Consider the following 12,344-nt stretch of genomic DNA (forward strand, 5'->3'; position numbering starts at 1 on the left):
AGCTGCACCTGCCCAGCGGAACCAAGCACCAGCTGCAACCTCTTGACAAAATTATAGACCCTACGTTCTCAAGTTCCCCATCCTTCTAAATCCCGCCTAGCAATATGAAAATCCTGGTTCTCGACAACTACGATTCCTTCACCTACAACCTCGTGCAAGTGTTGCGGGAGTTGGGCCACGGTGAAGCCACTACGGTTATTCGCAACGATAAACTAGCCGTAGACGATGTAGAAGAATATGACGCCGTGCTGCTTTCGCCGGGTCCTGGTTTGCCTTCGGAAGCCGGCCTCATGCCGGAAATTATCCGTCGCTACGCGCCTACTAAGAAGATTTTGGGCGTCTGCCTCGGGCACCAGGGATTGGCAGAAAGCTTCGGCGGCGAGCTATATAATATGCCGGAAGTGCTGCACGGTATTGCCACCAAGGCCGAAGTGACAGCCGACGATAAGTTGTTTGACGGACTGCCCACGCAGTTTCAAGTAGGGCGCTACCACTCGTGGAGCGTGCGCCCCGAGTCGGTGCCAACCGAGCTGGAAGTAACCGCCCTCGATGCCGAAGGCCAGGTGCTAGCCTTCCGCCACCGCGACTACGACGTGCGCGGCGTGCAATTTCACCCCGAATCCATTCTGACGGAGCACGGCCACCAGATGCTACGCAACTGGCTGGCCTAGCGCTAAGCACCAGCATCGGCCCGATAGTGGTGCGGCCTGCTGAGGTTACTTGTCTTATTGTTTATCGACTCGGCAAACGTCTACTTGGCGTTACAGAATGAAACACCTTCTCAACATCCTTTTCGACCAGCAACTGCTTTCCCACGCCGAGGCGCGGCAGGCCATGTTGCACATCGGGCAGGGCGAGGCCAATCCGGCGGAAATGGCGGCCTTCATGGCCGTGTACCGGATGCGCCCCATTTCCGTGCCCGAGCTAGCCGGCTTCCGCGAAGCGCTGCTCAGCCTAAGCCGCGACCCGGACCTAGGCACCCACGACACCGTAGATATAGTAGGTACCGGCGGCGACGGCAAAGACACGCTCAACATTAGTACATTGGCTTGCTTTGTGGTAGCGGGTGCGGGCTACAAGGTTACCAAGCACGGCAACATCGGCGTATCGTCGGTGTGCGGCTCGTCGGATGTGCTAGCGCAGCTCGGGGTTGACTTTGCAGTAAGCAACGACGTGCTGAAGCGGCAGTTGGAGCAAGCCAATATCTGCTTTCTACACGCGCCCTCGTTTCACCCGGCCATGCGCCATGCCGGACCAGTGCGACGCGAGTTGGGCGTGCGCACGTTCTTCAATATTTTGGGTCCACTCGTAAACCCGGCCCGGCCGCGCTACCAAGTAGCTGGCACGTTTAGCCTAGAACTGTTGCGCCTCTACCACTACTTGCTGCAACAAACCGATGCGTGCTACACTGTAGTGCATGCGCTGGATGGCTATGACGAGTTGTCCCTCACTGGCGCCGCCAAACTAGCCACTAGCACAGGCGAGCAAATGGTGTCGGCCGCCGATTTTAACCTGGCCAGCACCATGCCCGCCGAGCTAGCGGGCGGCCGCAACGCGGCGGAATCAGCCAAGCTCTTCCTAAATGTATTAGAAGGCAACGCCACCCGGCCTCAGCGCGACGTCGTGACGGCCAATGCCGCCCTGGCCATTCGCTGCCTGGAACCAAGCTTCAGCCTCGGCGAAGCTTTGGCCGCTGCGCAAGAGTCGTTGGACTCCGGGCGGGCGCGATTGGCGTTGCGGGAACTGCTAGCGGCCACGCACAGCAAAGCTGTAGCTGTGTAAGAACCCGAAACGACAGCCGTGGAGTTAACGGTTGACTTAATAACCTTTACCCTTCAACAAAGCGCGAAGCATCACCACTTTCGCGCCACATCTAAACCGCCGCGAGCTGAAAGCTCACGCTACTGAAATGCCGACCATCCTCGATAAAATCATCACGCATAAGCGCCAAGAGGTAATTGACCGCCAAGCGCTAGTGCCCGTGAAACTGCTGGAAAAGAGCCTCTACATGGATTCGCAGCCGCTGAGCTTGCGGCACTATCTGCTGCGCGACGACTTGAGCGGCATCATCGCCGAGTTCAAGCGTAAGTCGCCGAGCAAGGGCGTGATTAATGCCCACGCGCCAGTGGAGCGGACCACGTTGGGCTACATGCAAGCGGGGGCCTCGGCCCTGTCGGTGCTCACCGATACAGAGTTTTTTGGAGGCAAGAACGAGGATTTGACTGTGGCCCGGCGTTACAATTTCTGCCCTATTCTGCGCAAGGATTTCGTGGTGGATGAGTACCAGATTCTAGAAGCGAAAAGCATTGGTGCCGACGCTGTACTGCTGATTGCAGCCGTGCTGACGGGTGAGGAAGTGCTACGTTTGGGCCGTTTCGCCAAGAGCCTCGGCTTGGAAGTGTTGCTTGAAATCCACAACGCCGAAGAACTCGACAAAACCTTGCACCCCGACGCCGTGAGCTTGGTGGGCGTCAATAACCGCAACCTTCACGACTTCTCCGTTAGCCTCGATATTTCCGGTGAGCTGGCCCAACGCATTCCCAACGACTACGTGAAAGTGACGGAAAGCGGACTAAGCTCAGCAGCCGACATCGAAGCCTTGCGTGCCGTTGGGTACCGGGGGTTCCTTATCGGCGAAACCTTTATGCGCCACGGCCGCCCCGAAAAAGCCTGTGCTGCCCTGGTTCAGCAGCTCCGTGCCACCGAAGCTGTAACCTTGCTCTAAGGCTGATTCGTGCCGTCGCACTCTCTTCTAACCATGACCCCAACAGCGCCTTATTTGAAAGTTTGCGGCATGCGGCAGTCAGAAAATCTGGCCGCTGTTGCCGCCTTGCGGCCGGACTTTTTGGGGTTCATCTTCTACCCAAAGTCCAGCCGGTACGTGGGCACGCAGCTCAGCGAAACAGAGCTAGCGGCGTTGCCAACCGAGATTCGCAAGGTGGGGGTGTTCGTGGATGAAAGTGAGGACGCGGTGCTGGCGCGCGTAGCGGAGCTAGGGCTGGATTTGGTGCAGTTGCACGGTCACGAAACGCCGGCGCAATGCGCGGCTATTAGAGCCGCAGGCGTACCGGTTATCAAGGCGTTTTCGGTAGGAGAGGAGTTCAACTTCTATGTACTGCAGCCTTACGTGAGTAGCGTAGACTACTTTCTTTTCGACACGAAAGGCAGCCAGCCGGGCGGCAACGGTACTGCCTTCGATTGGAACTTGCTAACTGCCTACAACTTGCCGGTGCCTTATTTCCTGGCTGGCGGCCTCAGTTTAGAGCAAGCCGATGCACTGCGGAACTTGCGCCTTCCGGGCTTGTTTGCACTGGACCTGAATAGCCGCTTCGAGATTGAACCGGGTTTGAAAGACGTTGAAATGCTGCGGCAACTATTTACTGAACTACGAACCTGACCAAGCGGCATGCACTGATTCAAGATGGAATGCCGCAATGTTTTGCGCAATCCCTTGAACGACTCTGCTGCCTCCTGCGTCACCCACAGCGAAACCCTACGAGCCATGACTCCTACAACCTATAAAGAACCCACTGCCCGCGGCTACTACGGCCAATTCGGGGGCGCTTTCATCCCCGAAATGCTTTATCCCAACGTGGAAGAGTTGCGCGACAACTACCTTACCATCCTCGCCGACCCGGAGTTTCAGCGCGAGTACCAGCAGCTCCTCCGCGACTTTGTAGGGCGGCCCACACCGCTATTCGAGGCCAAGCGGCTGTCGAAGAAGTATAACACGCGCATCTTTCTGAAGCGGGAAGACCTTTGCCACACCGGCGCCCACAAGGTCAACAACACGGTGGGGCAAATTCTGCTAGCGCAGCGCCTCGGCAAAACGCGCATCATTGCCGAAACGGGCGCCGGGCAGCACGGTGTAGCCACGGCCACCGTGTGCGCGCTGATGGGCATGGAGTGTATCGTGTATATGGGCTCGGTGGACATGGAACGTCAGCGCCCCAATGTGGAGCGAATGCGCTTGCTCGGCGCCGAGGTTCGCCCCGCTACCAGCGGTAGCCAAACCCTCAAAGACGCCACCAACGAAGCCATCCGCGACTGGATTTCTAACCCCGTTGATACCCACTATATCATTGGCTCGGTGGTAGGCCCACACCCTTATCCGGATTTGGTAGCGCGCTTGCAAGCTATTATCAGCGAGGAAATGCGCAAGCAGTTGCTGGAAAAGACGGGTTCGGAGTTGCCGCAATATGTGGTGGCTTGCGTGGGCGGCGGTTCCAACGCGGCCGGTGCGTTTTATCACTTCCTCGATGAGCCTTCGGTGCAACTGATTGCGGTAGAAGCGGCCGGGCACGGCATTACCTCGGGTCATTCGGCGGCTACGTCGGTGTTAGGCAAACCAGGTATCATTCACGGCTCGCGCACGCTGCTTATGCAAGATGAGGATGGCCAAATTACCGAGCCGTATTCGTTGTCAGCGGGTCTGGACTATCCGGGTATTGGACCGCTGCACGCGTATCTGGCGGCGGAAGGCCGGGCGCGATTCATTTCCATTGAAGACGAACCAGCTTTGCGGGCAGTAGCCGAATGCAGCCGCTTGGAGGGCATTATTCCGGCTCTGGAAACTGCCCACGCACTGGCTGCGCTCGGTCAGCTAGGCGCCGGTCCCGATGATGTGGTCGTCATCAACCTTTCCGGCCGCGGCGACAAGGACCTGGAAACCTACATGAAGTACGCTGATACTATTAAGTAACGATTCGCCCGCCGAGGGCGCGGAAGGTTGTGCGAAAGCCAAGGAACCTCCGCGCCCTTAGTGTAACCCTTCGCGCCAGCCGCGGAAACCCGATAATGAACAACCGAATCCAACAAGCTTTCCAAAAGCAGGGCAAGAAGCTGCTCAATGTGTACTTCACGGCGGGCTATCCACGTCTGCACGACACAGTGCCGGTGCTCAAAGCCCTGACCACTGCCGGTGCCGACCTCATCGAAATTGGGATGCCGTTTTCTGACCCCCTCGCCGACGGTCCCGTGATTCAGCAGAGCAGCACTGTGGCGTTGCAAAACGGTATGAACATGCGGGTGCTGTTCACGCAGCTCAAAGACATCCGCAATGAGGTGCCCGAAACGCCGATTTTGCTGATGGGTTACCTGAACCCGGTGATGCAATTCGGGGTGGAAAACTTCTGCCGCGAAGCTGCCGCTGCGGGCGTCGATGGCGTTATCCTGCCCGACTTGCCGCTCGACGATTACGTGGCTGAGTATCAGGAAATCTTCCGGCGTTACAACCTGAAGCCAGTGTTTCTGATTACGCCCCAAACGGCTCCTTCCCGCATCCGTCGCATCGATGAACTAACGGATTCGTTTCTGTACCTCGTTTCTGGGCCGGGAACCACGGGCGGCGCTAACACGCAGGCCGAAGGCGTGCAGGATGCATATTTCCAGCGCATCGAGGACATGCAGCTGCGAAATCCGCGCCTCATCGGTTTCGGCATTGCCGATAAAGCGTCGTTTCAGCACGCTTGCCAGTACGCCGAAGGAGCCATCATTGGCTCGGCTCTGATTAAGGCGCTGGATGGTACCGATGATGCACCGGCGGCTGCCGCCAAGTTTGTTTCCTCCGTTCTTAATTAAAGAGAGCGTCAATAAGGGCACCGTTTGATCGACGTACATTAAAATCAAAGCCTCGCAAGCTGACGCTGCCAAACTATGTGAGTCATGCTGAGCGGAGCCGAAGCATCTCGCGTGCTGACGTTGTCATGCTAACTCAACGAGTCGAGCGAGATGCTTTGGCTGCGCTCAGCATGACAATACTACTCTAATGTCAGCGCCACAAATGCTTCGGCAGGTTCAGTAAGACAGTATTTAAAAGAATAAGTCAGTGATAATTCAACTCGACCCTCACATCACCGAAGCCGCGAAGGCGGATATTCTGGCGCAAATTAAGGCTGTCAAGTACAAAGCGACGGACGTAACCACGCAGCGGGCGCACTACCTCGTGGCCATCGGTAAGGCAGATTTCGATTTGCGCACCATCGGCCAACTGCCGGGTATCCTTGACATTCATCGGGTGTCAGATGATTATAAGCTGGTGAGCCGCAAGTGGCGCGTGCGCCCCACGGTGCTCGACCTCGGCGACGGGGTGCGCATTGGGGAAGGCAGCCTGACGTTGGCCGCCGGACCATGCAGCATCGAGAGCGAGCCGCAGATGGAGCTGATGATGCAGCACCTCATCGACAACGACGTGCGCATTATGCGCGGGGGCGTGTTCAAGCCTCGTTCGTCGCCGTACTCGTTTCGCGGTTTGGGCATGGATGGGTTGAAACTATTCCACCAGATGGCCCGGACCCGCGGCATTAAAATCATAACCGAAGTGATGCAGGTGTCGCAGGTAGAAGAGATGCACGACTACGTGGACGTGTTTCAGGTAGGCGCCCGTAACACGCAGAACTTCAATTTGCTCGATGCCTTGGGTGGCGTCGATAAGCCAGTGATGATCAAGCGCGGTATCTCGGGCACGCTGGAAGAACTACTCTCGTCGGCAGAGTACGTGTTTTCGGGTGGCAACGAGAAGTTGATCTTGTGCGAGCGGGGCATTCGGACCTTTGAAACGGCCAGCCGCAACACCCTTGATTTGAACGCCGTGCCTATTCTGAAAGAGAAAACGCACTTGCCTGTCATCGTGGATCCTTCGCACGGCATTGGCATTCGGGAGTATGTGCCCACAATGGCGCTAGCCGGCGTAATGGCCGGTGCCGATGGTATCATCTACGAGGCCCACGAAAAGCCCGAAGAAGCTGCTTCCGACGGAGCCCAAACCTTGAACTTCGAGGAGTCAGGCCGCCTGATTCGCAACCTGCGCAAGGTGTACGCGCTGCGGCAGGAACTAGAGTAGGCAACTCGTTTTTGGTTGTTTGTTTTTCGTTATTGGTGGTTGGTATTCCGCTAGCTAGCCGGCTGTTCAGCTTTGAAGTTGACTAGTTGCCGGCTAGCGTAATCACCATCGATACCGGACAACTCGCCATGACCTTTACTTTCAGCGCCTACAGTAGCTTGCTGCTGCCCTTCTTTTTGCAAGGGGTAGTGGTGAGCGTGGTGCTGCTGACGCGCGGCCGACGGCACGGAACCACTTCGGATGGGTGGCTGGCCTTGCTGCTCATGCTGCACTCCATTCGGTTGGCGCAGTGGATGCTCGGGTTTGGCGGCTGGTACGACGCCCACAACGCGCTGTCGACGTTCATGTTCTACTTCCCGTTTGGGAATTGGCTGGCGTTGGGGCCCACGCTTTACTTTTATTTCCGTAGCCTCACTAACCAGGAGTTTCGGTTTGGACGAGGGGAGTTGCTGCATTTTGCGCCGGCGCTACTGTATTTGGGGTGGCGGGCTGCTGCTTTTGTAGTGGATGTCGGGTGGGAGCATGGGGTGCGCGGGCTGCCGTTTCCGTATCATTTCGGCACCAAAGGCCAGTTGGCAGCCATGCAGCAAGGCATAAGTTTTTGGGTGGAGGCGCTCGGCTACGTATCGGTGGCGTGGTATACCTGGCAAACCTTGCGCGAGTACCAACAGTACCGCCGCTACATCAACGACTACTTCTCCGATACCGAGCAAATCCGGTTTGTGTGGCTGCGCAATTTGCTGGTAGTCATGCTGCTCGGGGTGGGCATTACGTTTCTGTTTTCGGTGGTAAATGCGAGCGTGATGTCGCTCGACTATTACCAAGTGTGGTACGAGTTCCTCGCCACGGGCATCCTGATCTACTTTCTCAGCATTGCCGGTTTGCTCACCAACGACCGGCTGGCCGCTCCGCTACAGTTCTTACCCACTCCCGAGGCAGCGGAAGGGCTTACGCATACGCCGGCTATGCCACTGGCCGGACTTCCACCTGAAATGATACTCGCCGTACCTGTCATCTCAAGCGAAGGCGTTGCTTGGTCCTCCACTTCTTTACAGGCCACTCCCAACAGCACATCAGTCATTGAAACTGCAGCTACGGCTTCGGTGGCTAAAAAGCCTGCGCTAGTCTCGGAAACCACCGACCCGGAACTGGTCCGGTGGGCCACTCGCCTTACCAACCTCATGGTCACGGACCGGCCTTACCTAGCCCCGGAACTGACTTTGCCAGAACTAGCGGTGCGTCTGGGTACTAATACGTCAGTGTTGTCGCGGGTCATCAATACGGGCTTCGGGCAAAATTTCAACGACTACGTGAACGAGTACCGTGTGCAGGAAGCCGAGCGCCGTTTGCGCGACCCGAAGTTCCGGCACTACACGTTGCTCGCGGTGGCCCTAGAATCGGGGTTCAATTCCAAATCTACCTTCAATCGGGTGTTCAAAAAGCTGCGCGGCGCCACCCCTAGTGAGGTAGCAGCTGGTCTCAATCTATAAGTTGGGACGTCCCGGAAGGTAATTCGGGGCGCTTGGGGCAGGAGTGGGGTGTTCCTTTGGAGCATCATTTCACTAACCCCTTCCATCCACTTATGTGTACCCTGAACCTACTTCGTTTTCAGTTGCCCTTGGCCATGCTAGCTGGGTTGCTTCTACTGACTAGTGCCTACTGGGGTAATGTCCATTCCGATTTGTTTATCGAGCCTGGCAAGCAGTTCGTGCTTGGTGGCAACCAGCGAGGTGCCATTAAAGTAGCCGCCCGCAATGTGGGCAAAGCGGCCGTTGACGTAAAAGAGCGCACTGCCGCGGGGCCCTTGTTCAGTAAAGCCACCCTTAAACCCGGCCAACGAGCAACACTCCAATTTGCGGCTGGCTCGGCGGCTGTGCTCGTTAATGCCACCGACACCAAGGCCAACCTAGACCTGCGCATCACCGGCGAAGCGGGCCTAAATATGAGTAGCGAGAACAAGCTTTGAGAGAAAACAACTGCGTCAAAAGTTTTAACTCTCATTTCGTCTCGCCATGAAAAAGCTCTTGTTCATTGCCCCGCCTTTCTCTTCACGCTTTGCTGATAGTGCCTGGCTCCTTTTCCGTCTGCACGCAGGGCTATTTATTGCCATTGGGGGCGGTTGGGTTAAACTGGTTGACCTGACTACTGCGCAAGAAACCACCAAGCTAACATCTAGCACTGCCCCCTTGGGCCCGCCCGATTGGTTTGTGCAGCAAGTGGCCAACCTCGGCTTCACTTACCCAACACCGTATTTGTGGGTTGGCTGGCTGCTTGGGGAGAATTTGCTGGTGGACTACTCATAGCAGCAGGCCTACTGACTCGTTGGAGTGGGGTGCAGCTTGCTTTTCAGTTTCTGATAATCGCCTTTTTGTGGTATGGTGAGCCCGAACCTTTTGTCGGTATGTATTACCAACAGCTGCTATTTTGGGCCTTCGTGTTGGTAGCAGTTGTTGGGGGTGGGCGCTACTCCCTAGACTATTGGCTGATGCAAAAATTCAGTGCTAGCCCAATGCCGTTGCGGACCGCTACTGTGAAAGCGCAAGTAGCTATTGCTTTGTTTGTACTGGTCGTCGGCTCGGTGGCGCAGGCTTCGGAAGCACCTGCTAAAGTAGCTATGCAAGAGCTGCGCGCTATCACTCAGGAGTGGAACGGCTCTCTAACCTATCTAGATTACACTACCAAAAAGCCTGTTACGCTTGTTACGACTCTCCATGGCATGCAAGCCACTCCGCAGGAGTTATTACTCAACTTCGTGTACCGGGAGCCGAATGGCAGCCAAGTGAAAGGCGCTGACAAGGTCTTGCTTTCCGTTGATGGCACTTGCCTTACTTGGGATGGCGTGCCGCTGCAAATCAGCAGTAAGACTTATTTGCCTAACGAAACGCTGCAGCTTGTGCTTGAAGGCCGTGGGCTAGACGACAAGAAGAATTGCTCGATTAAGCGCACTATGTTGCTGAGTGCGCACCAGTTCTCAATACTGAAAGAAGTGAAATACAATAGTACTACAGTCTTTGTGATGCGCAACAAGTACGAATTTCAGCGGTAAGGCTTTAAAAGAGAAAGCAGCTAAAAGCACTAAGATATTGCTGCTATATAGGACAACTATTTAGATAAGGCTTCAAAATTATAAGGGGTTTGCTCGAAAAATGCGTCTTTATTGAGATTATGCCCCTTTAGTTAAAGGTGTGTAAGGATAAAAGGTCATGTTATTTTTCTGATGTGCATAAAAAAAACAATAGCTCGACTGATACAGGTTATAAATCTTATACTTTATATTTGTCACCATGATGTCGCTCCAATTAGTGAAACAGTTCTGCCTAACCAATATTCGTCCCGCGCGGGACGGAGTCGGGCTGCTTTGCCGGTACGGAAGCTAGAAGCGAATCATGCTACTTAACCTCTGAAACCTTATATAGCCCGACTCCTAACTCAAGGAGCCGGGTTTTTTCTGTTATACAGCCATGTTACAGCAACACTACGACCGGTACACCACCCAAGACCAACTGGTTTGGAAGGTATTGTTCGACCGCCAAACCGCTCTGCTGCACAAACGTGCTTGCCGAGCTTTCGCGGATGGCTTGCAACGCGTTGGGTTTCGTCGCAACGCCATTCCCAACTTCGAGGAGACCAGTGAGCGGCTCCAGAAGGCTACGGGTTGGCAGCTAGAGCCCGTACGTGGCATGCTCAACGATGCTGAGTTCTTCGGCTTGCTAGCGCAACGCAAGTTTCCTGCTACCGTCTGGATCCGTTCCATGACGCAGTTCGACTTCATCGAGGAGCCCGACTTGTTTCACGGTGTATTTGGGCACGTGCCTTTACTCATGGACAAGGCGTTTGCTGATTTTCTGCATTTCTTAGGCCAAGTAGCTGCGCAGCATCTGCACGATGCCGCCGCGCTGGAGCGACTCGATCGGCTCTATGGTTTCACGGTGCAGTTTGGGCTAGTCGAAGAAAACGGCGCTACTCGGATGTATGGCGCCGGTTTGCTGTCCTCATCAGGCGAGATTCACCACTGCATTGCCGACGAAAGCACCCGGCGACCCTTCGACTTGGCTACTGTGTTGCACACGCCCTACAGCGAAGCGCATTTGCAGGACCAATATTTCGTGCTGCCCAATTGGGAGCACCTCACGGGCAGCGTAGCCGAGCTAGCGGCCCTTCTAGCTTCTGATTGGCAACTAAAACCAGTGGAATAAATTTCTTATATTCAGAACCACAACAAGCAATAGTGTGGAAGCCTGTTCCGCAGTTTTTCAAGTTGTCTGAAGCATGGCAGTGGGAGGGGGATACTAGTACAGCCATTGTTTCCAACTCGAAAAAGCCGGGTCGGTTTCTGCTCTATCTGCTTGTTGTTTTTTGAAAGTAGGTTTGGTGGAGGCAATTATTTTAAATTTTTTCTACCTCCGAATAACAACAAAGCCCGTCTGCGCATACAGACGGGCTTTGTTGTTATTGGCAAGGAAGCAGTGTAAAGAAAGTTGCAGATAGTATGACCACCAACTACTTACAACCGTCTGCCCATAGTGTCGACCTTAGCTTTTTAGCTTGAAGTTCTTCTTTAGGTAGGTCACCGACAGCGCGTGGGCATCGTCGCCAAACGTCTTGTTGTATTTGGGATTAGAAGGATTAGCAAAGGCATGGTCGGCGTCGTAGCTCTTAATGGTCACCTTCTTTTTGGCGGCAGCCATGTCTTTCTGAAACTGAGTTACCACCTCAGGATTAATCCACTTATCCTGGCTGCCGAAAATGCCAAGCACGTCCGTATTCAAGGTTTTAAGTTTGGCCACGTCTTTTTCCGGCATGCCGTAGTACATCACGCAGCCCACGTCTTGCTTGCCGGCCAGCAAAGCAGTTTGTAAGCTCCAGCCCCCGCCAAAGCACCAGCCCACACTTGCCACTTGTGCCTTAGAACCAGCGTATTGCACGGCTCCTTTGATGATGGCTTGCGCCCGGTCGGTTTTTACGGCTTGCATGTACTTGCCAGCTTCTTCAGGTGTGGTGGCTACTTGGCCGTCGTATAAATCGAGGGCTAGGATATTAACGCCGGGCAGGTCTTTAGCGTATTGCGCGGCTTCTTGCTTGATGTAGTCGTTGAGGCCCCACCACTCGTGAATCACGAACAGATACTTGTCGGAGGGAGTGGCGGATTTGATTTCGAATCCTTTCCCGGTTTTGCCGTCTGGAGTTTTAAACTCGATTGGCTGTCCTTCGCCCGCGTAGCGAAAAGGCAAGGGTGCATCGTGGCCGCCCGAGAAGTCTTCGTTGGTAGCAAGCATGGCAAATGCCTCGGTGGCGTTCTGACCAGCCGGCTTTGTGCAGCAACTCATCGTGCTTTGGGCCGAAGCCATAACCGCTGTGCCTAGTAGCACAGTAAGTAGAGTCCAGATTTTTTTCATGTAGGAAGTAAGGAAGAAGGATTAGTACAAAAACTTGTAAACCAATGTAATGACACGGGTTTAAAAGACTGCGTGGTAAACTGTAAAATTGGAATTTAGTTTTGTAC

13 protein-coding genes are annotated in these 12,344 nt (G+C 54.9%); 12 read left to right on the forward strand and 1 reads right to left on the reverse strand.

Going from position 1 to position 12,344, the window contains the following annotated elements; translation table 11 throughout:
- Positions 1-104 precede the first annotated feature (104 nt).
- From MUN86_RS08205 to MUN86_RS08260, 12 genes are all read left to right on the forward strand, one after another.
- Positions 105-671 (forward strand): anthranilate synthase component II, encoded by a 567-nt coding sequence (locus tag MUN86_RS08205; protein WP_245123989.1) that lies wholly within the window; start codon positions 105-107, stop codon positions 669-671.
- Positions 672-768: 97 nt separating this feature from the next.
- Entirely contained in the window at positions 769-1,782 is a 1,014-nt protein-coding gene (gene trpD / locus MUN86_RS08210; protein WP_245123991.1) for an anthranilate phosphoribosyltransferase, read from the forward strand.
- A gap of 127 nt (positions 1,783-1,909) precedes the next feature.
- Positions 1,910-2,725 (forward strand): indole-3-glycerol phosphate synthase TrpC, encoded by an 816-nt coding sequence (gene trpC / locus MUN86_RS08215; RefSeq protein WP_245123993.1) that lies wholly within the window; start codon positions 1,910-1,912, stop codon positions 2,723-2,725.
- A 69-nt stretch (positions 2,726-2,794) separates the two neighbouring features.
- Positions 2,795-3,397 (forward strand): phosphoribosylanthranilate isomerase, encoded by a 603-nt coding sequence (locus MUN86_RS08220; RefSeq protein WP_245123995.1) that lies wholly within the window; start codon positions 2,795-2,797, stop codon positions 3,395-3,397.
- A 105-nt stretch (positions 3,398-3,502) separates the two neighbouring features.
- On the forward strand, positions 3,503-4,702 hold the full coding sequence (gene trpB, locus MUN86_RS08225) for a tryptophan synthase subunit beta (RefSeq protein ID WP_245125665.1): 1,200 nt from the start codon (positions 3,503-3,505) through the stop codon (positions 4,700-4,702).
- A gap of 95 nt (positions 4,703-4,797) precedes the next feature.
- On the forward strand, positions 4,798-5,580 hold the full coding sequence (gene trpA / locus MUN86_RS08230; RefSeq protein ID WP_245123996.1) for a tryptophan synthase subunit alpha: 783 nt from the start codon (positions 4,798-4,800) through the stop codon (positions 5,578-5,580).
- A 247-nt stretch (positions 5,581-5,827) separates the two neighbouring features.
- Complete coding sequence (gene aroF, locus MUN86_RS08235; RefSeq protein WP_245123998.1) at positions 5,828-6,841, forward strand: 3-deoxy-7-phosphoheptulonate synthase; 1,014 nt, start codon at positions 5,828-5,830, stop codon at positions 6,839-6,841.
- Between the two features lie 86 nt (positions 6,842-6,927).
- Positions 6,928-8,331 (forward strand): helix-turn-helix domain-containing protein, encoded by a 1,404-nt coding sequence (locus tag MUN86_RS08240; RefSeq protein ID WP_245124000.1) that lies wholly within the window; start codon positions 6,928-6,930, stop codon positions 8,329-8,331.
- A 92-nt stretch (positions 8,332-8,423) separates the two neighbouring features.
- The gene (locus tag MUN86_RS08245; protein ID WP_245124002.1) at positions 8,424-8,807 is read left to right on the forward strand and encodes a hypothetical protein; all 384 of its coding nucleotides are present in this window, start codon (positions 8,424-8,426) and stop codon (positions 8,805-8,807) included.
- 46 nt (positions 8,808-8,853) lie between these two features.
- Positions 8,854-9,144, forward strand: coding sequence for a hypothetical protein (locus MUN86_RS08250; protein WP_245124005.1), 291 nt, complete (start codon positions 8,854-8,856; stop codon positions 9,142-9,144).
- Positions 9,096-9,887: a DoxX family protein gene (locus MUN86_RS08255; protein ID WP_375379478.1), complete on the forward strand. Its 792-nt coding sequence runs from the start codon at positions 9,096-9,098 to the stop codon at positions 9,885-9,887. Before MUN86_RS08250 ends, MUN86_RS08255 begins: the two co-directional genes overlap by 49 nt.
- Before the next feature lie 415 nt (positions 9,888-10,302).
- Positions 10,303-11,037: a phenylalanine 4-monooxygenase gene (locus MUN86_RS08260; protein WP_245124010.1), complete on the forward strand. Its 735-nt coding sequence runs from the start codon at positions 10,303-10,305 to the stop codon at positions 11,035-11,037.
- Between the two features lie 336 nt (positions 11,038-11,373).
- On the opposite strand, the gene MUN86_RS08265 is transcribed toward MUN86_RS08260, so the two are convergent.
- Positions 11,374-12,237: a dienelactone hydrolase family protein gene (locus tag MUN86_RS08265; RefSeq protein ID WP_245124012.1), complete on the reverse strand. Its 864-nt coding sequence runs from the start codon at positions 12,235-12,237 to the stop codon at positions 11,374-11,376.
- Between the last annotated feature and the right edge of the window lie 107 nt (positions 12,238-12,344).

It is taken from the genome of Hymenobacter volaticus (genome assembly GCF_022921055.1).
In the GTDB taxonomy this organism is placed as follows: Bacteria; Bacteroidota; Bacteroidia; order Cytophagales; family Hymenobacteraceae; genus Hymenobacter; species Hymenobacter volaticus.

Coding starts and splice junctions, on each gene's coding strand:
- MUN86_RS08205 (WP_245123989.1), top strand. CDS start 105: ATGAAAATCCTGGTTCTCGACAACTACGATTCCTTCACCTACAACCTC.
- trpD (WP_245123991.1), top strand. CDS start 769: ATGAAACACCTTCTCAACATCCTTTTCGACCAGCAACTGCTTTCCCAC.
- trpC (WP_245123993.1), top strand. CDS start 1,910: ATGCCGACCATCCTCGATAAAATCATCACGCATAAGCGCCAAGAGGTA.
- MUN86_RS08220 (WP_245123995.1), top strand. CDS start 2,795: ATGCGGCAGTCAGAAAATCTGGCCGCTGTTGCCGCCTTGCGGCCGGAC.
- trpB (WP_245125665.1), top strand. CDS start 3,503: ATGACTCCTACAACCTATAAAGAACCCACTGCCCGCGGCTACTACGGC.
- trpA (WP_245123996.1), top strand. CDS start 4,798: ATGAACAACCGAATCCAACAAGCTTTCCAAAAGCAGGGCAAGAAGCTG.
- MUN86_RS08245 (WP_245124002.1), top strand. CDS start 8,424: ATGTGTACCCTGAACCTACTTCGTTTTCAGTTGCCCTTGGCCATGCTA.
- MUN86_RS08250 (WP_245124005.1), top strand. CDS start 8,854: ATGAAAAAGCTCTTGTTCATTGCCCCGCCTTTCTCTTCACGCTTTGCT.
- MUN86_RS08260 (WP_245124010.1), top strand. CDS start 10,303: ATGTTACAGCAACACTACGACCGGTACACCACCCAAGACCAACTGGTT.
- MUN86_RS08265 (WP_245124012.1), bottom strand. CDS start 12,237: ATGAAAAAAATCTGGACTCTACTTACTGTGCTACTAGGCACAGCGGTT.